We start from the raw sequence: 26372 nt of genomic DNA, 5'->3' as shown, positions 1-26372 counted from the left end.
CAAAGATAAAAAGGTCGCAAAGATGACCAGGGATGGTTTGACAGAAGAAAATCTTCGTGATGGTAGTGTAAAAGATATCAGTCACAGGAGTCGAGGACGACCGGAAAATAAGGAAGAATTTGTTCCTGAACGGGAACGGAAAAAGGCTGAGAATGAAGATTCAAAATCAGGAAAAGGAAAACGACTGCAGATGGAGAAAATCCGTAAATCTTCTGCCAGGCAGGAAGCTGTTGAGGATACAGTTGAAGTTACACCGGAAGAAAAAGTATCCGGATATCGAAAGAAACTGCATCGTTATGAAAAAATCCCGGATGATGATAATAATCTGAACAGCCAAAAGAAATCCATTCGGAAGAAACAGTTGCAAAAACAGATGACCAAAGAACAAGCAAAAGCCGGAAGATTATCTTTTGATGATGAAGGAAATCAGATGGTGAAAGGTGCTGGCATGAAACCGGGAGGGACAGCCGGGAAATACATTGCTACACAAGCTGTTATATCTGGCATAAAAGCAGTCTCTCCCGAAGAGGAAGAAACAGATGAAAATGCAGGTGTGGAAAGTGCCAGACTTGTAGAGCGTGAAACAGAAGATGCGTTACGTGGTCTGCGTCATGCTCAGATCCGAAGCAAACGAACGGATGTGAAAACCCATCGCAGAGGTTATCGTGAGGCTACCGTAGAAAAGAAACTGAAATTTGGTTCTGCAGAAAGTATGGAAGGAGTCAAGAATGCAGAAACGGTAAAGAAAGCCGAACAAAAGAGACATTTCTATAACCGCTTCTTCCAGAAAAAACGATATAAGGATGCTTACCGAGCAGCCAGAGCCGGAAAATCCGCTGACAGTCTGGGTGGAGCAACAACCATTGCCGGTGTTGAGAACATGACGGTAAAAGCAAAGATCGCCTTGAAAGAGATCATAAAGCGTAATCGTGCCATGTTCGCAGGCATCGGTATTTTTGCGCTTCTTTTTCTAGTCATTTCAGTATCTCTGGGGAGCTGCAGTGCTTCTATCGAGGGAGCTGGATCTGTGATCGGTATTACAACGTATCCAAGTTCAGACGAGGATATCTATGCTGCCGAAAACAGATATGCTGCTTTGGAAAGTGCCTTGAACCAGCAGATTAATGAGATGGAACGAAGACATCCGAATTATGACGAGTATCAGTACAACATTGCTGAGATTGGTCATAATCCATACCATCTTATCTCGTATCTTACTGCAAAATATGGGGACTGGACGTACTCAGATGTTGAAAATGAACTGCAAGCTCTTTTTGAAGCACAATATCATCTGAATACGGAAGGTCGAACAGAAACGGTGACAGAAACCAGAAATGTTCGAGTCGGAGAATCATTGGGACAGGTAGTGACCAGTGGATATTGTAACTGTCGAATCTGCTGTGGTGTATGGTCAGGCGGACCAACTGCCAGTGGTGCATATCCAACTGCAAACCATACCATTGCCGTAGATGCTTCCAATCCGTTTGTGCCGATTGGCACTAAGGTAGTAATGAATGGTGTGGAATACACAGTTGAGGATACCGGAGCCTTTGCAAGATATGGTGTGCAGTTTGACGTTTACTATGATAACCATGCTGCAGCCTCTGCTCATGGACACCAGACCTGGGAAGCCTATATCGCAGATGACAATGGCAGTCAGGAAGTAACGGTTACCAGTACAAGCACTAAGAAGATTCTATATGTGACACTGACAAATGGAAGCTTTGATGCTGTGGCAAGAGCCAATCTGAATGCAGAGCAGCTGATTATTTACAATGCATTAAATACGACCTATGGAAACAGAAATTATCTGTGGGATGTAAACAATGTGACCAGTGGATCAGGCGGTAATGGAATGAGTTATGAGATTCCACCGGAAGCACTGCAGGATGAAGAATTTGCCCGGATGATCCGAGAAGCAGAAAAATATCTGGGAGTACCTTATGTATGGGGTGGCTACTCTCCATCTGGATTTGACTGCTCAGGTTTCGTATCCTATGTCCTTAACCATTGTGGTAATGGATGGAACTATGGACGATTGACCGCAGAAGGATTAAGAGGCGTATGTACTTATGTATCACCGGGAGAAGCAAAACCAGGAGATCTGATTTTCTTCCAGGGAACGTATAACACATCCGGTGCAAGCCATGTGGGTATCTATGTCGGTAACAATATGATGATCCATTGCGGGGATCCGATCCATTACTCAAATATCAGCACATCCTACTGGCAGCAACATTTCATGTGCTTTGGAAGACTGCCATAAAGGGGTGAACGAAGGGAGGTGAAAGTTTGAATAAAAAGATTAAAAAATATCTGGATGAGATTGCCAAGACAGAGAAAAAGATCGCGGATCTGCAGCAATATCTTAGGGGTGTCCAGGCTGCATTAAAGCAGGAAGAGGACAATGAGATGATCAGGTGCATCCGTGGTATGAAGATGGATAATGATCAGTTATATGATCTTTTGGATGGTATCCAGAGTGGAAAAGTTAAATTTCAGGTAAGCAGGGAGTCTGACGATGAAGGTTCAGGCTCCTTTGTATTCACAGAAGAAAATAAGGAGGAATATCAGAATGGTGAAATGGAAGAAAATGAATAAGAAAATGGCAGGACTGCTGTTGGGAGTCATGATGCTTTTTACAGCATCAACCACAGCATTTGCCTATGTGGATGAATCAGCAGAGGCATCCAAAGTAGAGACAACTCAGACGGAACAGTCAACAGACAAAGAAGAGAAAAAGGACGAGGCGACAAACACAAACGAGGTGCTGCCAGAAGATGGAACAGACCAGGGAACTGCATTTACGACACCTGGCAATGGTGAAGTCAAGGATGACATTACCGATGATTCCACAAAGGAATTTCTTACGGTTACAACGAAGAATAACAACACTTTCTATATCGTGATCGACCGCAGTGCCACATCCCAGAATGTCTATATGTTATCTCAGATTGATGAGAATGATCTGTCCGAGTTTCTGGATAAAGACAGTACAGCTGCTGTTGTAACACCACAGCCGGATACATCGAAGGTTGTGCTGGATGAGACAAATAATGAGGATGTAGACAAGGAAGCTACCATTGATCCGGAGAAAACAGCATCTGCAAAAACCAATATGGGTGCAATGGCAACAATCCTGATTTTGGCTCTCGGCGGCGTGGCAGCTTACTACTACTTCAAGATCTATAAACCTAAAAAAGAGGAAGATGAGGATGATCAGCCGGAAGGTTTGGAAACAGGTGGACTGGAAGAAGTTCCGGATGAGGAAGAGTCTGAAGACGAAGATTTTGAAGAAAATGAAAAATAAATAAACTTTTTTAGCGGAGGGGGCTGTAAAACATGCTCTCTCCGTTTCGTTATATGAAGGAGGTAATACATCTTGTATTTAGTAATTGCAGAAAAACCAAGTGTATCAAGAGCAATCGCAGAAGTGATTGGAGCACAGGAACGAGAAGACGGATATTTACAAGGAACCGACTGTATGGTCAGCTGGTGCTTCGGACATCTGGCCGAATATGTTTCACCGGATGCTTACGATGAGAAATTTAACCAGTGGAGATATGAAGATCTCCCGATCATCCCGAAAGACTGGAAAGTTACAGTCTCAGAAGATAAGAAAGATCAGTTCTATATCTTAAAAAGACTGCTCAACAGTCCGGAAATTGAATACGTCGTAAATGCCTGTGATGCCGGACGTGAAGGAGAATTAATCTTCAAACATGTCTATGACTTATCCGGAAGTAAAAAGCCGGTGAAACGATTATGGATCAGTTCTCTGGAAGATTCAGCAATCCTTGATGGAATGCAGCATCTGAGATCCGCAGAGGAATACCGACATCTGGCCGAAGCTGCTGTATGCCGTTCTCAGGCTGACTGGCTGGTAGGAATGAATGCAACCAGAGCTTACACCACAAAGTACTTCAAAAAGCTGACCGTTGGAAGGGTTCAGACACCGACACTTGCCATGTTGGTGGAACGTGCCGGACAGATCAGCAATTTCCAGAAAGAAAAGTATTTCAATGTGGAACTCGATTGTGATGGAATTCCGGCTGTAAAGCCAAAAATCTTTGATCCGGATGAGGCGGAACAGTTAAGAAGCAGATGCCAAGGAAGTGAAGCTATTGTCACAGCAGTAAAAGAAACGGAAAAGAAAGTAAAAGCACCAAAGCTTTATGATCTGACCACACTGCAGAGAGAAGCAAACCGTATCTACGGAATGACAGCCAAACAGACACTGGATACCGCTCAGAACCTGTATGAAAAGAAACTGATCACTTATCCAAGAACGGACAGCCAGTATCTGACCGAAGATATGGAGCAGACCGCAAGAAATGTGGTTCGTCAGATTTATGAGAAATATCAACTGACAGGTCCTTTTGATCAGCCGGAACAGCCGGATGTGAAGAAAGTCATGAATAACAGCAAAGTGACAGATCACCATGCAATCATCCCAACGATGGAGCTTTCATCCTGCCATCTGGATGAATTGAAATCCTGGGAAGAAAAGATTCTTTTCCTGATTGCAGTTCACACGGTCATGGCAATGAGTAAGGAGCACGTTTACCAGGAAACAGAGATTGAAGTGGAATGCCAGGGAGAAATCTTCAAAGCAAAAGGAAAAACTGTGTTGCAGGATGGATGGAAACTCTTTGAAAACTGCTTCAAGAATAAGGACCGCATGGCAATCGTAGATCCGGATCAGGAAATGAAAGAGAAGATCCCGAAAGTAACCCAGGGACAGACTTTCTATGCTGTAGCTGCAGAAAAGACAGAACATTTCACATCACCGCCAAAACCATACAGTGAAGATACGCTCCTTGCGGCAATGGAAACTGCTGGAAATAAGGAATTCGATGAAGATACAGAAAAGAAAGGATTAGGAACTCCGGCAACAAGAGCCGGTATCATCGAAAAACTGATCTATTCCCAGTATGCCACCCGAAAAGGAAAACAGATTCTTCCAACAGAGGATGGAAAAGTCCTTGTGGAGATCCTGCCGGACTTCCTGAAATCTGCAAGTATGACTGCAGAATGGGAAAACCAGCTGCTCTTGATGGAGCATGGAGAGATTGCACCGGAACAGTTTATGACCGGGATCAAAAACATGCTGACCATGATGCTGAATGGATGCGATGCGATTTCCGAAGAAGAAACAAGAAGATTTCAGACCAGAGAAAGCATTGGAACATGTCCGGTATGTGGAAGCCTGGTATATGAAAGCAAACCCAACTTCTATTGCAGCAACCATGATTGTCACTTTGCGCTCTGGAAAGATAACCGCTATCTGCAGAGCATGGAAAAAACCATGGATAAAAAGATGGCTGCAGAACTTCTGAAAAACGGAAGTGTGCATGTGAAAGACCTGTATTCCAGAAAGAAAAATATGTACTTTGAGGCAGATCTCCATATGGATACAGATGAAACCGGAAAGGTGAATTTTTCTTTATCCTTTCCCAAAAAGAAATCAAAAAACAAAAGCAAAAAGAAATAAAAAAACAGATTAGAGGAGGAAACGAAGAATGAATTTTAACGAATTTGTAAGTGAAGTAAAGGATAATATCAAACTCTTTTTACCAGAGGAGTATGAGAATGTAGAAGTATCAACGATGGAGTGTCAGCAACTGAACCGTGCCTATACGGGATTGATGGTGAGAAAAGAAGGTGAGATGCTTATCCCGACGATCAATCTTAATCAGTTGTATGAAGCATATAAAGCACAGCCTGGCGTAACAATGGAAACTGTATGCAGAAAGATTGCAGATATAGTTATTGAGGCACCGATACAGGTTGATCTGAAAGCTATTTTTAATTATGAAGATGTGAAGGACAAGCTGTTTATCCGTGTATCATCAGCCGAAGCAAATAAGGAAGTCCTCGAAAATGCTCCACACCAGCTGAAAGAAGACCTCGCAATTACCTATCATGTGGCAGTAGACAAGGATGAGAATGGATTAAGTTCCATGTTTATCAAGAATGATCTGCTTGAACAGTATGGAATCTCAGCAGAACAGCTTCATGAAGATGCTATGAAAAGTTCACCACGAGTTATGGTCCCGGAGGTATCAAGTATAGGTGCATTGATAGATGAAATGTATCAGAAAAATATTCTCATGCTGACACCGGATGAACGTGAAATGCTGCAGGAAACATTGCAGGAATCAAGTGAGATGCCGACATTCTTTGTTGTTACAAATACAGAAAGAGTTGATGGTGCCGGTGTGATCTTTTATCCGGAATTCATGGATAACATGGGGGAACTTCTGGGAAATGATTTCTTTATTTTGCCATCATCCATTCATGAAATGCTGATTTTACCGGATGACGGGCAAGTGGATGCTGAAATGTTAAGAGATATGGTAAAAGAAGTCAATGCGACTCAGGTAGCACCAGCAGAACGCCTTACCAATGATGTATATCACTTTGACACAAAGGATCACGTCTTTGAAAAAGCCGACAGATTTACAGAACGTCAGAAAGAAAAAGAAGCGCAGGCTGCAAAAACAGAGAAAGCAGGAAAAGAACAGCCGGATCAGAAACCGAAAACAAAGAAGCACGATATGGAACTTTAATAAAAAATAATCATCTCGTCAACTAATAAAAAGCCCTGCGGCATAAACACAATGTCGTGGGGCGTTTTTGGAAAGGAGTATTATGACAGAACAAAACAAAACTACTACTATTCCACTGCCGGTTCCGGGAAAAGATATGGACAGCATTATGCAGTCACTGGAATCCGGTGTGGAAGAACTATTTACAAGTAACCGCTATCAGGAATTTCTTAAAACCATGGCAAAGTTTCACAATTATTCTTTTAATAATACAATGCTGATCGCTATGCAGCGACCGGATGCCACACTTGTTACCAGCTACAAAAACTGGCAGTCCATGGGTAGACAGGTCATGAAAGGTGAAAAAGGAATTACAATCATTGCCCCGGCACCATATAAGAAAATGAAGGAAAAAGAGGTTCTGGATGAAAATCAGCGACCGATCATGGGAAGCGATGGAAAACCTAAGACTGAACAGGTGGAAGTTACAGTTCCGCATTTTAAAGCAGTTACGGTATTTGATATTGCTCAGACATCCGGAGAACCGATCCAGACACTGGCACCAGAATTACTGACTGCAGCTGTACAGGATTTTGATTCTTTCATGCAGGCTATTCAGAAAATATCCCCAGTACCGATACGATTCGATGAGATCGATGGCAATGCTAATGGATATTATCATAATGCAGATAAGGAAATTGTGATCAAAAAAGGACTCAGTGAAAGCCAGACCTTAAAGACTGCTATTCATGAAACAGTCCATGCAAAATTGCATGACAGGGAGATCATGGAAAGCCTTGGTGTAGAAAAAGACCGATTGACAAAAGAGGTTGAGGCTGAATCCGTTGCTTACTGTGTGTGTTCTTCCTTTGGTTTGGATACATCGGATTATAGTTTCCCTTACATTGCAGGTTGGAGCAGCAGCCGGGAAATGAAAGAAATGAAAGCATCTATGGATGTGATCCGCAAGACAGCCGGTGAAATGATCGATCAGCTTACAGAAGAGCTGGAAATCATTCTTGAAGAAAAACAGAAAACAGAATTACATGATAAATACGGCATTCTGGTAGATGCACTGGAAGCAGCCGGATACCGCTATGATTATCGGGAAAGCGAACCGGGACATATTGTACTGGCGCCGGATGGGACACATGAAATTGCCGGATACTTGCAGTTTGAATCATGGGGAGATATCAAAGACTGGCTGGAAGATACGATTGCAGAAGGAACGGATATTTCGGAAAGAGTTGATCGGGCTTTGTATCCATTTAAGTTTGATTATACCCTAGAGGAAGAAATGTTCAGAGGTAATGGTGACCGCTATGCGATTTACCACGTGGATGAAGACACACCTGGAAAACAACATTTATTTATGAATATGGCAATGGTCAAAGAAGATGGAATTACAATCGATGCAGCAAATTATAAATGTGTCTATTCTGGCAGATTACATGAAAATGAAAAGCTGGATGATTTGTATGCCGTATTCAACGATAATCCACCGGCAGATTATAAAGCACATTCTATGTCGGTTAGTGATGTTATCATTACAAACCGTGGTGGGGATATGCAGGCATATTACGTGGATCGATTTGGATTTGCAGAACTTCCAGACTTTGCAGTACAAAGAGAAAAAATACTCGATATTGTCCCGGAAATAGAAAATGTGGATTATGAAAATGATCTTACATGTATCAGCTTTTATGCGGCTGAATGTGCTGAATTTCCTGTGATGGGTGAAGTACATTATGACCTGACATTACCGGAAGCCTTGGAAGCTTATGAGAAAATCCCATCAGAACGTATGCATGGACTGAAATGTGTTGGCTTTGATCTGAAAGACGGAAGTGATTATGAAGGAATGCAGAGTCTGATGATCGAAGGAAAAATACAGAAAGAATTTTTGAATTCGATTCCTGGATTTAGAGAAAATTCTTATGTGCAAAATGCAATCAGTCGTGTGGAAAAGTACTTGGAAGAAAGACATCCAAATGTGGAAAATCCTCTGGAATCCAATAAGAAAGTGGATAACGAAAAAAATATAAGCAAAGAAAAAAACGAGAAGGAGCTGAATATACAGATGAAACCAATACCGAAAAAGAAAAGGGGGGAAATGAGCCTATGAGAAATGTAAACCTGGAAGAAAACGAACTGACTATTACTGCTATCTTCCAGCAGCACACAAAGGAAGAAACAATCCAAACACTGAAAGAAGCTTTGGAAGTTATGGAACAGGAAGAAAGTGATCCTGAGAATGATGAAATGATTGAGATCATCAATTCTACAGTTGGAAAATTACAGCAGATCGAAGACAAATACTACTATTCTCTGGATCTGAATTATTATCTGAATAACTTGGAGAACGATGCCTATGAAGCTTAATCAATTTGCAGTCTACCGAGTAGATCAGCAGACAGCAGGAAAAGCACTGTGGCATCTGCCATATCAAGAGGCAAGACAGCAGAATGTGTCGATTACTGTCGAAAATTACCGATTAGTCTCGATTCATGAAATGCAGGAAAATGAAAAAGTCGCTGACATCTGGAAACGAATGAAAAAGCAATGCGAAGTCAGTGACGTGCTCGTATTGAACAAGAACGGAGAAATCAGTTGCTACTATGTAGATGAAAACTATCCACAGTATCTGGCCGGATTCATTCGTATCAATACATCCGGTGCACTGATCACTATGGAAACTGAGAATTATCAGATCGATGGGAAAAAAGGAAACTGGATTGCCACAGACACCATCATTATTGATGGAAAACAGTTTTATTTGATGGAACATCAGGTATACCGAGATCAGGCCCAGGGTGTTATCCTGGATGCCTATGGAAAAATGGTTGTCGAAGAATGTAAGAAATTCGATGAAAAGACAAAACAAAAGATTCATGATTACATCCAACAGCAAGTACCGCTAAATCCGGTCGAACAGCTAAAACAAGATGGTAAAATCCGTCTGGAACATTACCAGAAATTCTACCAGAACGGCACTTATGAACGAAGCAGAGAATCTGGTACCGAAGCCAATTATGATATGGTGGACGGTCTGGTGAATAATCAGAAGAAGAATCAGGAAAAGACCTCTGATGCTAGCAGCAACAATCAGACCTCCCGAAATCAACAGGATGGAAAATCTAAGAAACGAAGATCCGTGATCAAACGTCTGCATCAGAAACAGATTGCCATTGCTCGCCGGTCCGGAAAACCGATACCCAAATACCTGGATCAGGAAATGGAAAGAAAGCGGGGGTAGAATATGCGAAGGTTAAAGTGTGAAAAAGAAACGATTATTCTGACCAATGAAGATGACGGATTCTATGATGTGTATACCTTCAATCAGAGCTTGCAGAAACGGTTACGGGCATTCGCTGAGAAGTATCCGGATGATTGCTGGTTGAAAGGATCTTCGGAGGATGGCAGTGAAACGTATATAATCAAAAAGGGCCGGTTGTCATTGAATTTAAGACCACCCTATTCTAAGGACAGAATTCATAAAGCAACAGAACGAATTATTGAAGAACAGAAGGAACAATCAAAGGATTCATAGAATGCGATTTAAGAGAAAAAAGCCTCATGACCATGAGGAAAAATGAAAGCAAAATATGTTAGCTGATAAAGTGTATAGGCTCAAAAGGGAAAGTTCCCTTTTGGGCCTTATTTTGTTTAAAATCATTTAGTAGTACAAAACCTGATTTTATCTTTTATATATTTGATAACAAGTAGTGAATAGTTGATTTAAGTAGTTTTCAGTGGTACAATTATTTGAGGAAAATTCATGTAATAGTATTAAATGCAGGGAGAAAAAAATGGCAAGACCAAAAAAGAATGGAACATACCTTAATGTATGTATTGAAACTCCTATTTATGAGCGATTAGAAAATTTTTGTAAAGATGCAGGACATACAAAAACGGTTGCTGTTGAAAGAGCATTAATTTCTTATTTCGATGAATATGAAGAAATGAAAAAGAAATTAAAAGAATTAGAATCTAATCAAGACAAATGAGAAATTCATGCAGGGGAGAATCAAGCAAATGATCAACGGCAAAGATCAAGAAATTATAACTATAAATAAAACAGGAAATTCAATATTAAATAACGCAAAATATTCTGCAGATAACACGGATGAATGGTATACTACATATGAAACGATAGCTGAAGAATTATCTCATTATAAAAATCAGTTTATAGACAAGGTGGTACTTTGTAATTGTGATGATCCGTTTGAATCAAATTTTTGCTATTATTTTTTGCGACATTTTAATCAATTAAAACTCAAAAAACTGATATGTACATCTTATTCTGGATCCAAAATAGATCAGTTAGTCAATGGTCAATTAACATTAGATCTTTTGGATGCGGATGGCAATCCAGTTATTAACAACAAACATGGATATGTATTAACTATTACACAAATACCAGGAGAGCATGAAGAAGAAGTACCGGATAATGTTATTAAAAATGTATTACAGAAAAAGAATGTTGTAAGAAAACTATCTGGAAATGGTGATTTTCGTTCGCAAGAGTGTATCGAGTATTTAAAAGAATGTGATATCTGTTGTACAAATCCACCGTTTAGTTTATTTTCAGAACTATTTTCTTTGTTGGTAAAGTATGATAAGAAGTATTTATTAATTGGTAATCAAAATGCTATTACTTATAAAGAAATATTTCCGTATATTAAAGAGAATAAAGCTTGGGTTGGATATAGATTTGGGGATATGGCTTTTCGTGTCCCGCAAGATACCATGCCAAGAAAAACGCGGTATTGGGTAGATGAGTATGGACAGAAATGGAGAAGCCTAGGAAATGCTATGTGGTTAACAAACTTAGATACAGAAAGGCGTCACCAAGAACTAACATTAACACAATGTTATGATCCCGTTAGATATCCTAAATATGATAATTTTGATGGTATAAATGTAAAAAAAGTAACGGAAATACCTATGGATTATGATGGCATTATGGGTGTTCCTATAACTTATTTAAAATATCACAATGAAGAGCAATTTGAGATTGTTGGAGAAGCCAATCATGGATCTGACAATGAGTTTGATTTATTTAAACCTAAAATAAATGCCTTTATCGCTCATACCGTCCAGCAGCGCGTCAAGCTGCCGCCGCCCGGTGGATTTCTCCGCATTGCTGTTCGGGAAGAAAAATTGATCTACCGAAATATGATACCGGGTTACAAGGTCATAGAATACCTGTAAACTCGGCTGTTGTCCCTTGTTCTCGATATTCGCAAGGTAGCGCGGGGAAATATATAACTCGTCGCTTACCTTTTTGCGGCTCTCGCCGTATTCATTTCTCGCGGCTTTTATAGCTGCCCCGAAAGCCTTAAAGTCGTACAATGGTACGGGTCTTTTTGCCATTTTCATTCACCCTGTTACATTTTACAGTTCACCTTTCTTTTTGGATATGTCCACACAATTCATATCATTAGGTTAAATACTTCCTGTTGTGTATTGACAGTAGACTGATTTTCTGATAAAATAAAATTTATGTAAAAGGAGGCGGCGTTTATGTTGCATAGCATGCGTATTAGATAAGCATTGAAAAAAAGGATTTTCCCATTTTCAACATGGGCTTTTTTGTCATGCTTATTTTGCGGATGCTATACAAAAAACTAACGACGTATAGATATAGTATAGACATAGTGCAAGCTATGCCTTAGTTTTGTTGTACTGCTCTGTGCATTATAAATGCTGGTCAATGCTCATGTTGAGGATTGACCTGCATTTTTTTGTGTAAAAAGGACGAGTGAAATATAATGCTTAAAAAATATTGGATAAAATGTCCGATTTGTAACGGAAAGACGAGAGTTCAAGTATTTCATAATACTGTATTAAAAGATTTTCCTCTTTTCTGCCCTAAATGCAAATTGACGCATATCATTGATGTAGAAAAATTAGAGATTGTAATCAAAAATACAGAAAAACAAACTTTTATTATTTAGAAGAAAGGATATAAAAATGAAACGTTTACCTAAATATACGCCTGCGGAAGTACGGAATGATCCATACGGATTTACTTACAAAGAAATGTCGGAAGTTATTGGCGAGAATGAAGCAAAAGCCTTATATGAAGAATTATATAAGCAATTACCACGCAAAAAAAATCTATCAATGTTGGTAAAAAATATTTGCAAAAGCAGTGATACTGAAAAGTATGTTTACGAACTGAAAGACAACAAATACATTGAAACGGTTTTTATCAAGCGGCGAGATGGTGGAACTGTTTGCGTGAGCACACAAGTCGGTTGTCCTGTTGGTTGTATTTTTTGTGAGTCCGGGCGAAATGGCTTTGTTCGTAATCTAACATCGTCAGAAATCGTACAACAGATTATATTGTTGCGTCGAAAAGTAAACCGTATCGTTTTTATGGGTATGGGAGAGCCTTTATTCAATTATGACAACTTGATAAAAGCAATCCATATTCTCCGAGATAGATATGGGCTCAACTTTCCAACCGACGGCATTACCATATCAACAGTTGGTCCGGTCGATCAATTAAAAAAATTGCGCGAGGAACATCTTAAAATTCAGTTGACAATATCTTTACACGCAGCAACACAATCTGCAAGAAATCGTATTATTCCTCACATGCGCATATATGCTATTGAAGATGTTGTTAAGCAAGCCTTATCCTATTCTGAAAGGCATAATCGCAAAATTGTCTTTGCGTATTTGCTTTTACCGGGTATAAATGACCGGCCCTCAGATGTAAGACAACTTGCAAAATGGTTTCGGGGCAAAAAAGTTATGATTAACGTGTTACAATACAACCCAACAAGCAATTCAAGAATTAAAGCACCACAGAAACGGGAAATAGTTGCATTCAAACATCAATTAGAGCAAGCAGGACTTGAAGTTACTATGAGAGTTTCTCATGGCAGAGAGATTAACGCGGCTTGTGGACAGTTAGCTAACACATATAATAAATTCAAAAAAAAATGATTAAAAGTGCCAGACGCATAGACGCAGAGCCGATAACGCATTAGGTCAAAAAACCTATGTGTTATCGGCTTTTTTATTTAATATTGCGCAAAAGCCGCTGTTCCCTATTATAGAATGGATTGCGGGTAGTGTATTAAAGTCGCCCTTTTTTAAGGATACGGCGGTATCGGAGAGGTATCGCCGTGTCCATTTTTATTTACTGTAACCCGCCTAATGCTTTGCGGTCAAAAAAAGCTATGCTCCGCAAGCGGGATATTCCGGCTATGAATGTGAACTGTCAATACATTTAGCTACTGCTTACATTTCCTTTGCGCCCGTCCGCGTCTTGCGGACGGGCGCATTTTGCTTTTTTCAACTTTTTTCTGAAAAGCGCACTCAAGAGCCATCTCCCGAACGGGTACGGAGCGAAAGGGGCAGAGAGGACAAGCCCTTAACTCCCGTCCTCTACTCCACGCGGGAAGGAGGTGAACTCTATGGAGCTATCTTCTTCCGACAAGGAAAGAATACAACATCAGTACGACGCATTAGCAAAGAAAACTTTGGTCGGCGAAGCGAAAAGCCACCGCCGCACTCTTGCGAAACGCGCAGCACGCGAAGTTACTTTTTCGGATTTGAGCGAAAGCGAACTCGCGCAGCTTTTCACAACGGACGAATACGAAAGCGATTATTTCCGTTTTCAAGTGTCCGGCTTTGATGTACTCGTCAAAAATGAACTGCTTGCCGAAGCCCTTAACGCTTTGCCCGAAAGGAAACGCGACATTATCCTTTTGTCCTACTTCTTGGATATGAGCGACGCGGAAATTGGCGAACTGCTGAATGTTGTACGCACGACGGTTTTCCGGCACAGGAAATCCGCGCTTGCGAAAATCAAACAGTATTTGGAGGGAAAAGCAGATGATGAATACCGTTAGGAAGTCTGAAAATCTGTTGCCGTTCCCTGTCATTTCCGCAGCGGCAAACGGCGACACAACCGCCATGTGCGCGATCTTGAAGCACTACGAGGGTTACATAGCGAAACTTTGTACCCGCACGCTGAAAGACGACGCGGGCAATACCTATTCCTATGTGGACGAGGAAATGCGTAACAGGCTGCAAGTGCGCCTTATTACCCGCACCCTTGCTTTTCATGTAGGATAATCTTTTAGCCCATGCGGGGAGCGTGTCCCCTTTCCACGCTTCCCGTTATGGGCTATTTGTCGTTCCGCAAAAGCATATCCGCTGTTGATGTGCTTTTGCAGGCCGACAAAGCCTATTGTTCTTTGACAAAGAAAGCGGCCTTTGGTGCGCAGCATAACAGGCAAACGGGTACATTCCGTCTGTACCGAGCCAGTCGGCGGGTACGCCATGACAGCTTTTCCCCATAGGGGAAAAGCCGAGCGAGAACTACCGCGCCGTAAAACAGGTTTAGCAGCTTGTGGGCGACGACATACAAGGCGGCACAATGATACTCCCGCGTTGAACACCCTCAAAGTATTGCGCGGCGCACCCATAAGCATGGGCCGGGGTGAAACTCCCGTGAGGTTGCAGCTAACAACCGCCCGTTTTTGCCTTTTGACGAATATAGTTTATCCATACAGGAAAAGGAGGTTTTTCTAATGGATAAAAAACAGACAATTACAACCGAACGCAAAATAGGGAAAATCACCTATCTTGTTCAAGCGTTGCCGAGTGAAAAGGCAACCGATACAATCCATAAAAAGATTGAGAAACTCATTGTAAAGGATTTGCAGAAAAAGCCCGGAAATCCGGGATTTTTAGCGTCCGAGTAGTGCATTAGGCGGCGGGATATGGTATAATGATAGCAACACATTATACCTGTTTATTCGGCTGTCGGAAAGGAGGACTAATGTTACAGTCGAATAAAATCACCGCCCTTTACTGCCGTTTAAGTCAAGAGGATATGCAAGCCGGAGAAAGCGGAAGCATACAGCACCAAAAAATGATACTTCAACGCTATGCGGACGAACACCATTTTTTGAACACAAAGTTTTTTGTGGACGACGGATTTTCCGGCGTGAGTTTTGAGCGCGAGGGGCTGCAAGCGATGTTGCAGGAAGTGGAAGCCGGACGAGTGGCGACGGTCATTACCAAAGACCTTTCCCGTCTTGGCAGAAACTATCTGAAAACGGGCGAACTCATAGAGATTGTATTTCCCGAAAACGGAGTACGCTATATCGCGATCAACGACGGAGTTGACACAGCGCGGGAGGATAACGAGTTTACCCCCTTGCGGAACTGGTTTAACGAGTTTTACGCCCGCGACACAAGCAAGAAAATCCGCGCAGTTAAACAGGCACAGGCGCAAAAAGGCGAGCGCGTCAACGGGGAATATCCATACGGCTATATCCCAGACCCGAACAACCGCCACCACCTTATACCCGACCCGGAAACCGCGCCGATTGTCAAACAGGTTTTCGCTATGTTTGTTAGCGGCGTGCGTATGTGCGAAATCCAAAAATGGCTTGCGGAAAACAAAGTCTTGACGATTGGAGCGTTGCGCTATCAGCGTACAGGACAGGCGCGGTATCAGCGGGCAATGATCGCCCCCTATACTTGGCCGGACAAAACGCTCTATGACATATTAGCAAGGCAGGAATATTTAGGGCATACCATAACCGCGAAAACTCACAAGGTATCCTACAAGTCGAAAAAGACCCGGAAGAACGAAGAAGAACAACGCTATTTCTTCCCAAACACCCATGAGCCGCTTGTTGACGAGGAAACCTTTGAACTTGCGCAAAAGCGGATTGCTACCCGCCACCGCCCGACAAAAGCAGCGGAGATTGATATTTTTTCCGGCTTGCTGTTTTGCGCTGGTTGCAGACATAAGATGTATTACCAACAGGGCGTAAATATCGAGCCGCGCAAGTTTTCCTATTCTTGCGGCGCATGGCGCAACAGGGCAAGGACAGGCAGCGAGTGTACCTCTCATTATATCCGCAAAAACGTACTTCTTGATTTAGTGCTGGAAGATATGCGGCGGGTTTTGCGGTATGTTAAGGAACACGAACAGGACTTTATCTGTAAAGCTACCGAGTACGGCGACATGGAAGCGAGAAAGGCATTAGCGCAGCAGCAAAAGGAACTTTTCAAAGCACAGGCGCGTATGACCGAACTTGACACGCTTTTCCGCAAGCTGTATGAGGACAACGCATTAGGCAGACTGACAGATGAACGGTTTGTGTTTCTAACTTCCGGCTATGAGGACGAAAAGAAATCCCTTGCCGCAAGGATAGACGAGTTACAACAGCAGATCGCAACCGTTACCGAGCGAAAAAGGGATATATCAAGGTTTATTCAGATTGTCGGGAAATACAGCGACATACAGGAATTGACCTATGAAAACGTCCATGAGTTTATCGACCGTATTTTGATACATGAATTAGACCGGGAAACCAACACCCGGAAAATCGAAATCCATTATAGCTTTGTCGGACAGGTTGATACCGAGCAGGAGCCGACGCAAGTTGTCAACCATGACCGCCGCAACATGGTAGATGTAAAAAGTATCGCTATCTAACCCCAGCAAAATTCGTACCCGTATAGCCATCGTCCACATAGTAGGTGGGATTTGGAAACCCGTGTTCCTTAGCGTACTTGAATAGATATTCTTTTTGATTTACGATACTGTTGCTCTCGCCTTCACGTCCATCGTCCTGACTCAGACGACAGTACAAGGCGGTGATTTCTTCCTGCTGTCTTTGCAATGCTTTCTCCTTTCCGACAGCAGACACGATAGTATGAAGTGTAGATACAGTATACCACGCCTGCGGTCAAACTTCAACGCTTTAAAGCGATAATCTTTCCGATATTTCTTAATCCTCATCATAACCCTCGGAATCAAAACTGTAATCTGTTGTGTCCCGCATGAATATCCTGCTGAGAAGCCCAAGCAAGTCCCTCCCGTCCTCTCGGAAATGTGCGGTCACTGTATATTCCGTGCCGCCGATTTTCTCGCAGAGCGTTGCCTGTTCAGGGATACGCATAAGGGGCATAATGTTTTCAGCAGGCGGCAGGGGCGGGTACACCCTATTCGGGTTTACCATTGAGATACCCTTATTTTCGTCTAAAATTTCCGTAAGTTCCTGTTCTGTCAGTCTGCTCATCGCAATGCGTCCTCCCTCTTGCGGTCTGTCCTGCCATTCTGGTTTGACCTTTGATTTTCAACCGTATCGTGGATTTGGTTCAAGCAGTCATCAATGTGGGCAGAGCGTTTTTCAATCCCGTCCGCATATTTCAGCCGCTTTCGCAGCTCCGTTATCCGTTCCGTCACCCCGTTTTTTTCTTCTCGGAGCGTTTCTTTCTCGGCGGGTGAAGCACGCCGTATCTTATTCTGCAAATGCCGCCGATAGTTGGTAAGCCTGTCCATTTCCGTCTGGTTCTTCTCCCTGTCGGCGTGCAAATCGGAGAGGGTGGAGATGTTATGCTCCGACATATAGCGTACCTGTGTGGTAATCTCATCCAGTTTCCGAAGCTCCTCTTTCATAAGCGGGCTTGTCGGCTTGTAGTCCGTGCCTTTGGGAAATATCCCCAACTGATAGCACCAATAGTAATACAACGCTAAGATTCCCCTTGTTTTCTGGTGCGGTTTCCAAGCCTTTTTATATTCTTCGGGCATATGGGGAGAGTAGGAAATCTTTGCTTTGTAGTTCCCATATCTTGCCCTTGTGCCTAAATGTGAACGGATAAAATCGGGCGTTAAGCGTTCATCAAGCGTATCTAATCTTGTGAAATGCTTATACTGCGGCAGCTTCATTTTCCAATGCCCGCCCGAAAAATCAACCTCGTAGCCTTTGTCGATTAGATACTTCATCATGTGCGGAATATCCCGACTGCCGCTGATTGCCTCCGCTAAATCTTCCAGATAGACGTTGTAGCGTGTCGGCTTGCCGCTCTTTTCATCCAGATACAGCGGTCTTGACGGTGCTTTCTTCGGGTTCTCAATCACCGATAATCCGTACTCTCTGCACAAGCGGTCTGACGTTTCCCTTAGCCGTTTCTGCTCCGATTTTGAGTAATTATATTTGCTCCCATCCAGATAGGAAACAGAGTTGAAGCAGAAGTGATTGTGGAGATGCCCCCTGTCAAGGTGGGTGACAACGATTATCTGGTACTTGTCGCCCCACATTTCCCTCGCAAGTTTTAAGCCGATTTCGTGGCATTGTTCGGGCGTTACTTCGTCTGGCTTGAAGCTCTGGTAGCCGTGCCAAGCGATATACCCGCCTGTCTTCTGGTACTGCTTTTTCGTTAGAATCATCTGCTGTAACGCTGTTTCTTTTAAACAGTTGATGGCGGAAACAAACTCTCCATTGTCCGTTTTCTGTGGATTCTTCACATAGGAGAACACGTCAAAGAAGTCCTGCATCTCCTTATTCGGCACGGTCTTTTCTGGGTTTTCCACATAAGAAATTAAGTCTTTCAACCGTCCTTCGATGTGCCAGAGGCTCGTTGCCGCCATATCAGACTGCCCCCTGTTCCGTCAATTTTTCCATGTCAAACTGCTGTGGGAGGGTATAATTCCGTTGCAGTTCCAAGATAAAATCCTCAATCTCCCTGCATATTTCATCAGCGGAAGGGGCGTAGGGGATACACTTTTTAAAGGCTACGTGTACTTCGTAAAGCGTGCCTAATAGTTCCCAAAATTCTTTCTCTGGCTGTGGCTGCGGTGCGTTTCCCCTGCATAACTGACGCATAAATTCTGCGGTGGACAGACCGCAGGCGGATGAATACTGCTTTAATTTTTCATGTTCTTCTTCGCTCAATCTAAAAGTAATGCATACTTTTTCTGATTTTTCTCTACTCATTTTTCTTAATCCTCCAGTTTTATTTTTCCTTTTATCGGGGTAGCTAGGGGTTGTCCCCTAAGTTAGTCCACACGCCTTTAGGGTGTGGATTGGATTGTGGCTGACACAATCCGATGCTCGCTATCTCTGTGGACAACTCCGCAGAGCATTTTTCTGTGTAACGGCTTTCTTAATGCCTGCCTTTACCCTCCGAAAAGGAAATCCTATGTCCTTTCCACCTCCGTTCTGGATTTTATTGCCTTTGACTTTTGGATAAATGAAAAAGCCGCCACACTGCATCACGAACGACAAGAGGATTCCCTCCCGCTCTGATTCGCAATGCTATGTAGCGGCTTTGAAATTCAAAACCCATGTCAGCCTTGCCGATTGGCTGACATTTCAATCTTATATCTATGTGCTTATTTAATTTTCAATCTTCCAATTTCCCCATTGGTATTTCAGAATACCATAGCGGCAATATGGCTGTCAAGATTTTGCACAAACTTTTTAGTATTCTCTATGGACAGGGATTTTATTCACTTATTCTAAAATTGGGTGGGAGAATTTTATCCCCCACCCAATAGCCCATAAGAAAGCATGCTGTATTAGATGACTATAAAATCTTCCGCAACTTTTTTCTAAGATGGTCTAACCGTGCATAGATAGCACCCGTCGTTAAATGCACAAGCGGGGCAATCTCTTTTGTGGAATACCCTTTCATTTTCAGCAGAACGATTTGCAGTGTACGCCTGTCCACCGTAAGTAATGCCTGATACAGATTTTCATCTTCGATTTCATCCAGTAAATCTTCAACGGTCTTTACTTCGGCTGACTGTTCCCTGTCTGCCATTCCCTCAAGGTATTCCCCGAAATCGCTTGTCCAATGGTAAAACCGCCTGTTGGAATTAAAGTCTGCCCTGTCGTCAATACGGATTTGTTCGATGGTAGCTTCATCAACTCCATGTTCCCGCAACACTTTTTCCTCGGCTTCTTTCCAGATACGCCACTTCCTGTCCTCACGTCCGTTGTTATATGCCATTCTTTTTTCCTCCAATCAATCTGAATCTTTGAAAACATAAAAATCCAGATTGAAAGGCGGCGAACGACACTTAACACCAATAATAGTCCTGCGGCACTTTCCAACCAAAAACGACAAAAGAAAAACCGCAAAGGCTTTGTGACCTTTACGGTTATGGGAAATACTAATTCTGTTGTATGGAGATTGTACTTCTACCTTCATGGTGGGAAGTACCGTTGCACTGGCAGGGATTTTTTTAACTGGCTTCCCGCCATTCCCTGATGTGCTATGTATAAATTAACTTTGCTTTATATAAGCAGATGGGCAACCGCCCGAAAAAAGGAACATAAAAACCCTCCAAATTTAAAAACAAATTCAGAGGGTAATTTAGGGTATAACAAAATAACCCACCCGAATATCGTTTTTTTTATTTGGTGAGTTTGTTCTTTCAAATACGAAACAAAAAGAGCCGATGATTCGTGAATTGTTCCACAATTTCATCGGCTCTGCGTCTTAAGCGTCTGGCTCTTTGATGACAGTTATCTTCAAGTTGTCAACTTTAATCAATCTTTCTTGTCTGCATTTTGGACAATAAAGGGGATAATTCTTCAAAACAGTGTCCTTCCTAATTTTATTACGGGTTTTGCTCCCACAAACAGGACATAATATCCATTCGCATTTCATCATAATTAGCTTCTAATCCTTTCAAATCTCATTTTATACGACTTATGCAAGCTGTTAGGCTAACTTGTGGAACATATGCCGAACCTTATCTATACGGCTATTCGGGCGGCGGGGTTGGCAAATAAGTTTACCAGTAGCTGGCTGGTATCCTTTTAACTCTGTCAAGCAGACTCCCTGCCCATTTGTGAAATAAGTTAAATCGTTCCTGTATTCTTGAATACATCTAGCAGGGATTTCTCCTTTCAGAATGACCTCGTCATTCTTTATCTGAGTACTTACAATATCTGCACAATACCTTGGAGCATCATGATACGCCCGTGAGAGATATTCCTGCGGTGCATAAATTTCAAAGTGGAGATATGGCTCTAATAGTTCTGTCCCTGCTTTTTTTAAAGCCTGCTCCAATACGATAGGGGAAAGCAGCCGAAAGTCTGCGGGGGTACTTACAGGACTATAATACAATCCATATTCAAAACAGATTTTACAGTCTGTCACTTTCCATCCATACAGCCCCTGCTCGCAGCCATAAAGAACCCCCTCCATAACCGCATTTTGGAACGATTGGTTTAAATATCCAAGTGAAACTCTGCTTTCATACTGCACTCCACTTCCAATAGGGAGCGGCTCTATGGACAACCCGACAGAAGCCCAGAAAGGATTTGGCGGGACTTCTATGTGGATGGTATATTCTGCTTTTCTAAGCGGTCTTTCCATATATATAACAGTAGGCTCTTTTATTTCTGCCTCCACATGATATTTTTCCTCAAGGATGGCACAAATGACTTCCATCTGCACATTCCCCAAAAAAGAAAGTATAATCTCATGCGTTGTAGTATCCACATAATATTTTAAAAGAGGGTCGCCATCTGAAATTTCTGTAAGTGCCCCAAGCAATATTTCCCGCTGTTCAGATTTCTTTACTGCAATCGTTGTTTGGAGCATAGGGAGAGGATTTTCAATAAATTTTCTCTGCGGCAACAGTATTTCGTTCCCCAAAATACTGTTTAGCTGCAAAACATCATTTGGTAAAATTACAATATCACCAGAGCAGGCTGTATCGGATGAATATAATTCACCGTTTGTCGGAACACACATCTCTGTGATTTTTATTTTCTCTTTTTCAGATATTCTAATAACATCCCTCAAATGCAATGTTCCGCTATATATACGCACATAAACAAAACGCCGCCTTTTCTCTGAATATTCAATCTTAAAAACCTGCCCGCATAGTTCAGATTGACCTTCAGGCGTTGATGAATAAAATTTACTGGCAATTACTTCTATAAGCTGCCGAATCCCCAGATTGTTTTTAGCGCTTCCGTGATAAACGGGAAATAACGTTCCGTTTTGGAATCTCCTGTTTTCTTCCTGTTCCAGTTCTGACATTTTAAACGGTTTCCCTGACATATATTTCTCTAATAGTTCATCGTTTCCCATAATTACCGCATCCCACTGTTCCATATCGTCATTGTCCGTTACATTTATATGAGGATGCTGCCCAACCTTTTGCTTCACTATAATTTCCGAAGAAAGCTTTGCTTTCATTTCTTGATATACCATTGGCAAATCAATCCCCTCTTGGTCAATTTTATTGATGAAAAAAATTGTCGGAATCTTCATTGTCTGTAGTGCATGAAACAGTATACGGGTCTGTGCCTGTATGCCATCCTTTGCAGAAACTAATAATACTGCTCCGTCTAATACGGATAAAGAACGGTATACTTCCGCCAAAAAATCCATATGGCCTGGCGTATCTATAATGTTGACTTTTACATCCTCCCACTGAAAAGATGTCACTGCTGTCTGGATAGTGATTCCCCTTTGACGCTCCAAATTCATTGTATCTGTCCTTGTTGTGCCTTTATCTACGCTCCCTGGTTCTGCAATTGCACCACTGGTATACAATAAACTCTCCGTTAATGTTGTCTTTCCTGCGTCAACGTGAGCCAGAATGCCTAAGTTAATTATTTTCATGTGATTTTCCTCCTATCAACACCCAAAAAAGGGCATAAAAATACCCAGTGATAAATACTCCTATCACTGGGTAAATAACTCCAATAGCCCCAAAACACTTATATGTTTTCGGGCATATAAAATTACATGATAAAAGTATTCTTAAACTGGGTACAAAAAACTAAGCCCCATATTAAAAGTGAAACGGGACTGCTACTTTTTGTTCCCACTATCAAATTGACAGTTTATTTAAGAATACCTTGCCGCATATTTATTAACTCCTTGTATAATACTGAATCTAATTATATTCCTTAACCCTTTATTTGTCAAGCTGACAAACTAAAGCAGAAAAAGCGGCAGGATTTCCCCCTGCCACTAATCATCTGTTTATGCAAAAATAATTTCCTTTTCCACAATCTCCCTCGCACAAGCCCTTATGTTATTCGTTCTTCCAGTCCATTCTAAGGCGTTTTCTTCCTTTAGGCATTCCGTTATGCCCTGTGCTTGCTTCATGCCCTCTATGAGCCGTTCAAAGTGTTCCTGTGCCTGTCTGTCAATGTCGGCAAGGTAAGCATTGAGCCTGCCGCTTGTGAGAAGATTGGTGTATGTAATTTTGCGGTACTCCCGCAGATAGTCCAAGTGCCGCCGTCCGAATAAGTCTATCGACTGTTCCTTTTCGGGTGGTATGGTAAGGCAGGGTAAAATGTATTCGCCTTGCCGTTCGTATCTGCCGCCCATTTCCTCAAAGATTGATTGTACCATTTGTTTTTCCTCCAAATAAGATATTCACTCCATACTCATGTCTGCTATCATTAACACAATTTACGTTTTCTCCTTATCTGGTTTCATACATTATTTAAAATTAAATAAAAAAGTTAATTGGGTAAAATCATGTTTTGCTACATGTGATAAAGATGAATTGTTTTTAGGAAAAAATGTATTAAATGCGAGAATTACACAAGAACAGTTTGTTGAAGAAATGAAAAAAATTAAATAGTATTAAGATAATAAAACGCCCACTTTGTAGGCGTTTTATTTGAAATACAGATTTAATTCAACTATATAATTCTAAGGAACTTAATAAAATGAAGAAAAATAATATAACACTTGTATTTGTTGCTATCGTTTTTTCGATTATTGTTGGAATGATAATTGGAAAAAGCTTATTAAAGTATAAAGAAGGTGAGCCAGATGTAGTTGGCAGTTTTTCTATGAATAGAGATGAAAATTTTACAGTAGTTGCTAACAGAAAAAATATTTCTGATAAAGAAGCATTTGCAAGACTGCTTTTAAAAATGTACAAAGAGAATTCATTTCATTCAATAAAATTTTCTACAGATCATGGATATGCAACCAGCCTTGATATGACCGTATATTCTTGGAAAGAAGATATCGAAAATGGCGAATCCATTATGCAAATAGAATTTAGACCGATTGAATATGGAAAAGATTATGATATTGTTCATAATCCGGATAAATATGTGCTTTTTATCGATGGAACAGAAATAAAATGAAATATATAGATATGCAGATAAAGCGCAGAAAAAGAGGATTGCTCAACACAGGAGGATATTTTCAATTACCCTCAAAATGATAAAAGCGAGGCAGCGGAAAATCCGTTGCCTCATATCAGTATTATGACAATTAATCTAGTTCCGCCCCTAACTCATACCTCCAATACTCCGCCGCCTCATATTCCCTAGGTTCTGAGAGTACCGGTACAGTAAAGAGTTCAACCGGAACACCGAGTGTTGATGCAAAGATTTTCATAAGATCCTCTTTTGGTGTTCGGACATCGCTTTCATACTGAGCAATCCGGACATCAGCACAGCTGTCGGGAAATCCAACAGCCATGCCAAGTTCTTTCTGGGTGAGATGATTTTTCTGTCTTAAATGTTTTAATTTTCTTCCAAATGTAATCATAGTATTATTCTCCTGTACTTCCGAAAGCCCCGGTTCCTCGTTTTTCACCGAGATCCAGAACAAAGTCTGCGATCACGACTGGTGTGATCACCAGCTGACCGACGCGTGTGTCTTTATGAATGGTCTGAGAAGATGTGCTCACGTTGCTGATAATGGCATGTATCTCTCCACGGTAACCGGAGTCGATTGGTGGAAGTTCACATACCAGTCCTTTTGCTGCCATGCTGCTTCGTGGAAAGACATATCCGGCAAATCCATCTGGGATGATGAGACCGAATCCAAGCGGAATTCTTGCAATCTCGCCTGGTTTTAATATGCAATCATAAGGCATGAATACATCCGCACCGGCATCATTTTCATGTGGCCGGAAGGGATGATGATCTGCTTTCAGACCAAAGTCAATCAGTTTAATCTTCATGGCTACGCACCTCCTTCCGAATCAGCAATGGATAATCTGTTTTTAAGATATCAGACGGCATCCAAAGTTTTGAAATAGGGTTTTGGCAGGACATCTGTTTTTCCATACAGCTTCCTCTCTGACAGAATGGACCGGTCAGATCCGGTGCAAAAAGAATCGGGCTTAATTTGTACAATCTCTGCCAGATCTGTAGCATCACAATCCTTGTTTCATCCGTATTTCTTCTGCAGGTTCTCTGACCGATCATATGCTTCCACTGGTAAGGCGTTGCACTGATGATCAGTACGTTTCGAAGTCCCTGAGGTGTGGCATATCCGGCTGAATCATGATCAATGCCTAAGGCACAGAGTTCTATATAGTGGTCCAGATCTGACTGACAGCTTTTCTTGTAAATATCCTGGATTTCTTTATCTGCTCTCATAATTCCATATGGTATAGCAAATGCAGCATGACTGGAATAATTGCTGTACTGCAGAGATGCACTCATGTACTTTACTTCGTTCTGATGCCTTGTGATCTGTGCCAGGAAGCGTCTGCTTGCACCAACAACAGCTACGGTAATGACCATGAATTTCTGTACGGTTGGATGTGGAAGCCCCGCAATGTTTTCTACGGTCTTCTGACTGTAGGATTGATGGTAAAGGTCCATCAGATCTGCCATGCTCTGGATTGTATGACCGTGTTGTGTGAGCCTGGCAGCAAAGACCATATTTTGTTCTGCTTCCCGGATTCCATAGCAGTTTAAGATAGCTGTTTCAATGTGATCCATAGGCCTGTTCCTCCTTTACCAGAGCTTTTAAAAGGATCAGATAATTGATGCAGTCTGTGATTTTTTCATCCCACTGTTCCATGTCAAAATGTAACAGAGTGGAATAACACATATCGTAAAGGGATACGACATGTTTCGACATCATACCGGCCAGTGCTGCTTTTGGATCGCAGTTCTGTAAAGCGGCAGCAATCTTGAATGCACTGAGACGGTCAATATTGTCACCGGTATATTCTTTCTTTTTATGTGCCAGAATATCGGCACACTTTCTCATCTGAAGTTCAAATACAACATTAAATTCTTCTTGTGTCAT

28 protein-coding genes and 3 pseudogenes are annotated in these 26372 nt (G+C 41.8%); 18 read left to right on the top strand and 13 right to left on the bottom strand.

The genetic code is table 11. The features are described from left to right. Positions 1 to 22: 22 nt before the first annotated feature. The 11 genes and pseudogenes from H8S40_RS15555 to H8S40_RS15505 all read left to right on the top strand — a co-directional run. The gene (locus H8S40_RS15555) at positions 23 to 2266 is read left to right on the top strand and encodes a C40 family peptidase (RefSeq protein WP_101884927.1); all 2244 of its coding nucleotides are present in this window, start codon (positions 23 to 25) and stop codon (positions 2264 to 2266) included. Positions 2267 to 2292: 26 nt separating this feature from the next. Beyond that, positions 2293 to 2601, top strand: a complete 309-nt coding sequence (locus tag H8S40_RS15550; RefSeq protein ID WP_005334805.1) for a DUF4315 family protein — start codon at positions 2293 to 2295, stop codon at positions 2599 to 2601. After that, positions 2576 to 3310, top strand: a complete 735-nt coding sequence (locus H8S40_RS15545) for a CD1107 family mobile element protein (protein ID WP_186865583.1) — start codon at positions 2576 to 2578, stop codon at positions 3308 to 3310. Before H8S40_RS15550 ends, H8S40_RS15545 begins: the two co-directional genes overlap by 26 nt. A 72-nt stretch (positions 3311 to 3382) precedes the next feature. Further along, complete coding sequence (locus H8S40_RS15540; protein WP_044932415.1) at positions 3383 to 5494, top strand: DNA topoisomerase 3; 2112 nt, start codon at positions 3383 to 3385, stop codon at positions 5492 to 5494. 28 nt (positions 5495 to 5522) lie between these two features. Further along, complete coding sequence (locus H8S40_RS15535) at positions 5523 to 6572, top strand: DUF5688 family protein (RefSeq protein WP_186865582.1); 1050 nt, start codon at positions 5523 to 5525, stop codon at positions 6570 to 6572. 82 nt (positions 6573 to 6654) lie between these two features. Beyond that, complete coding sequence (locus H8S40_RS15530; protein ID WP_015535387.1) at positions 6655 to 8676, top strand: YodL domain-containing protein; 2022 nt, start codon at positions 6655 to 6657, stop codon at positions 8674 to 8676. After that, complete coding sequence (locus H8S40_RS15525) at positions 8673 to 8933, top strand: transposon-transfer assisting family protein (RefSeq protein WP_015535388.1); 261 nt, start codon at positions 8673 to 8675, stop codon at positions 8931 to 8933. Before H8S40_RS15530 ends, H8S40_RS15525 begins: the two co-directional genes overlap by 4 nt. Continuing rightward, positions 8923 to 9807 carry a YodL domain-containing protein gene (locus tag H8S40_RS15520; protein WP_015535389.1) on the top strand — a complete coding sequence of 295 codons (885 nt, stop codon included), beginning with the start codon at positions 8923 to 8925 and terminating at the stop codon, positions 9805 to 9807. The genes H8S40_RS15525 and H8S40_RS15520 overlap by 11 nt, the downstream gene beginning before the upstream one ends. 3 nt (positions 9808 to 9810) lie before the next feature. Beyond that, positions 9811 to 10101 (top strand): hypothetical protein, encoded by a 291-nt coding sequence (locus tag H8S40_RS15515; RefSeq protein ID WP_015535390.1) that lies wholly within the window; start codon positions 9811 to 9813, stop codon positions 10099 to 10101. Positions 10102 to 10360: 259 nt separating this feature from the next. After that, entirely contained in the window at positions 10361 to 10558 is a 198-nt protein-coding gene (locus tag H8S40_RS15510; RefSeq protein WP_015535391.1) for a hypothetical protein, read from the top strand. Between the two features lie 7 nt (positions 10559 to 10565). Next, positions 10566 to 11603 (top strand): annotated as a pseudogene (locus H8S40_RS15505) (adenine-specific methyltransferase EcoRI family protein); the annotation flags it as partial. A gap of 6 nt (positions 11604 to 11609) precedes the next feature. Here the strand turns inward: H8S40_RS15505 and H8S40_RS15500 are convergent. After that, the gene (locus H8S40_RS15500) at positions 11610 to 11927 is read right to left on the bottom strand and encodes a helix-turn-helix domain-containing protein (protein ID WP_186865581.1); all 318 of its coding nucleotides are present in this window, start codon (positions 11925 to 11927) and stop codon (positions 11610 to 11612) included. A 398-nt stretch (positions 11928 to 12325) separates the two neighbouring features. Between H8S40_RS15500 and H8S40_RS15495 the strand changes: the two genes are divergently transcribed. From H8S40_RS15495 to H8S40_RS15470, 6 genes are all read left to right on the top strand, one after another. Continuing rightward, positions 12326 to 12511, top strand: a complete 186-nt coding sequence (locus tag H8S40_RS15495; RefSeq protein WP_003431289.1) for a cysteine-rich KTR domain-containing protein — start codon at positions 12326 to 12328, stop codon at positions 12509 to 12511. A gap of 16 nt (positions 12512 to 12527) precedes the next feature. Beyond that, on the top strand, positions 12528 to 13511 hold the full coding sequence (gene rlmN, locus H8S40_RS15490) for a 23S rRNA (adenine(2503)-C(2))-methyltransferase RlmN (RefSeq protein ID WP_002584956.1): 984 nt from the start codon (positions 12528 to 12530) through the stop codon (positions 13509 to 13511). 473 nt (positions 13512 to 13984) lie between these two features. After that, positions 13985 to 14422, top strand: coding sequence for a sigma-70 family RNA polymerase sigma factor (locus H8S40_RS15485; protein ID WP_002604474.1), 438 nt, complete (start codon positions 13985 to 13987; stop codon positions 14420 to 14422). Then, on the top strand, positions 14406 to 14648 hold the full coding sequence (locus H8S40_RS15480; protein WP_002604473.1) for a helix-turn-helix domain-containing protein: 243 nt from the start codon (positions 14406 to 14408) through the stop codon (positions 14646 to 14648). The genes H8S40_RS15485 and H8S40_RS15480 overlap by 17 nt, the downstream gene beginning before the upstream one ends. A gap of 458 nt (positions 14649 to 15106) precedes the next feature. Continuing rightward, positions 15107 to 15280 carry a transposon-encoded TnpW family protein gene (locus H8S40_RS15475; protein ID WP_002604472.1) on the top strand — a complete coding sequence of 58 codons (174 nt, stop codon included), beginning with the start codon at positions 15107 to 15109 and terminating at the stop codon, positions 15278 to 15280. A gap of 77 nt (positions 15281 to 15357) precedes the next feature. After that, complete coding sequence (locus H8S40_RS15470) at positions 15358 to 17031, top strand: recombinase family protein (RefSeq protein WP_002604471.1); 1674 nt, start codon at positions 15358 to 15360, stop codon at positions 17029 to 17031. Positions 17032 to 17038: 7 nt separating this feature from the next. On the opposite strand, the pseudogene H8S40_RS16490 reads toward H8S40_RS15470, so the two are convergent. The 8 genes and pseudogenes from H8S40_RS16490 to H8S40_RS15435 all read right to left on the bottom strand — a co-directional run. Further along, positions 17039 to 17245 (bottom strand): annotated as a pseudogene (locus H8S40_RS16490) (recombinase family protein); the annotation flags it as partial. An 81-nt stretch (positions 17246 to 17326) separates the two neighbouring features. After that, entirely contained in the window at positions 17327 to 17617 is a 291-nt protein-coding gene (locus H8S40_RS15465; protein ID WP_186865580.1) for a hypothetical protein, read from the bottom strand. Next, positions 17614 to 18969 carry a relaxase/mobilization nuclease domain-containing protein gene (locus H8S40_RS15460; RefSeq protein WP_033126095.1) on the bottom strand — a complete coding sequence of 452 codons (1356 nt, stop codon included), beginning with the start codon at positions 18967 to 18969 and terminating at the stop codon, positions 17614 to 17616. Before H8S40_RS15460 ends, H8S40_RS15465 begins: the two co-directional genes overlap by 4 nt. 1 nt (position 18970) lies before the next feature. Beyond that, positions 18971 to 19315: a plasmid mobilization protein gene (locus tag H8S40_RS15455; RefSeq protein WP_033126096.1), complete on the bottom strand. Its 345-nt coding sequence runs from the start codon at positions 19313 to 19315 to the stop codon at positions 18971 to 18973. A gap of 592 nt (positions 19316 to 19907) precedes the next feature. After that, positions 19908 to 20333 carry a sigma-70 RNA polymerase sigma factor region 4 domain-containing protein gene (locus H8S40_RS15450; RefSeq protein WP_033126097.1) on the bottom strand — a complete coding sequence of 142 codons (426 nt, stop codon included), beginning with the start codon at positions 20331 to 20333 and terminating at the stop codon, positions 19908 to 19910. Positions 20334 to 20809: 476 nt separating this feature from the next. Then, positions 20810 to 20999, bottom strand: a pseudogene (locus tag H8S40_RS15445) (cysteine-rich KTR domain-containing protein). A gap of 51 nt (positions 21000 to 21050) precedes the next feature. Further along, positions 21051 to 22970: a tetracycline resistance ribosomal protection protein Tet(O) gene (gene tet(O), locus H8S40_RS15440; RefSeq protein ID WP_186865579.1), complete on the bottom strand. Its 1920-nt coding sequence runs from the start codon at positions 22968 to 22970 to the stop codon at positions 21051 to 21053. A 366-nt stretch (positions 22971 to 23336) separates the two neighbouring features. Next, positions 23337 to 23711: a TnpV protein gene (locus H8S40_RS15435; RefSeq protein ID WP_015535394.1), complete on the bottom strand. Its 375-nt coding sequence runs from the start codon at positions 23709 to 23711 to the stop codon at positions 23337 to 23339. A 323-nt stretch (positions 23712 to 24034) separates the two neighbouring features. Between H8S40_RS15435 and H8S40_RS15430 the strand changes: the two genes are divergently transcribed. Beyond that, the gene (locus H8S40_RS15430) at positions 24035 to 24463 is read left to right on the top strand and encodes a hypothetical protein (RefSeq protein ID WP_186865578.1); all 429 of its coding nucleotides are present in this window, start codon (positions 24035 to 24037) and stop codon (positions 24461 to 24463) included. Positions 24464 to 24593: 130 nt separating this feature from the next. Here the strand turns inward: H8S40_RS15430 and H8S40_RS15425 are convergent, their stop codons facing one another. Genes H8S40_RS15425 through H8S40_RS15410 form a run of 4 tightly spaced genes read right to left on the bottom strand, consistent with a single transcriptional unit; the run spans position 24594 to position 26372 of the window. Beyond that, positions 24594 to 24872 (bottom strand): helix-turn-helix domain-containing protein, encoded by a 279-nt coding sequence (locus H8S40_RS15425; protein ID WP_118001297.1) that lies wholly within the window; start codon positions 24870 to 24872, stop codon positions 24594 to 24596. A gap of 4 nt (positions 24873 to 24876) precedes the next feature. Then, entirely contained in the window at positions 24877 to 25290 is a 414-nt protein-coding gene (locus tag H8S40_RS15420; RefSeq protein ID WP_044932419.1) for a dUTP diphosphatase, read from the bottom strand. Beyond that, the gene (locus H8S40_RS15415) at positions 25280 to 26059 is read right to left on the bottom strand and encodes an FAD-dependent thymidylate synthase (protein ID WP_186865577.1); all 780 of its coding nucleotides are present in this window, start codon (positions 26057 to 26059) and stop codon (positions 25280 to 25282) included. Before H8S40_RS15415 ends, H8S40_RS15420 begins: the two co-directional genes overlap by 11 nt. Continuing rightward, positions 26046 to 26372, bottom strand: coding sequence for a hypothetical protein (locus tag H8S40_RS15410; protein WP_029471619.1), 327 nt, complete (start codon positions 26370 to 26372; stop codon positions 26046 to 26048). The genes H8S40_RS15415 and H8S40_RS15410 overlap by 14 nt, the downstream gene beginning before the upstream one ends.

Source organism: Ruminococcus hominis, from assembly GCF_014287355.1.
GTDB lineage: Bacteria > Bacillota > Clostridia > Lachnospirales > Lachnospiraceae > Schaedlerella > Schaedlerella hominis.
Note: the sequence above shows the minus strand (reverse complement) of the source record. Positions and strands in the feature narration are given on the sequence as shown.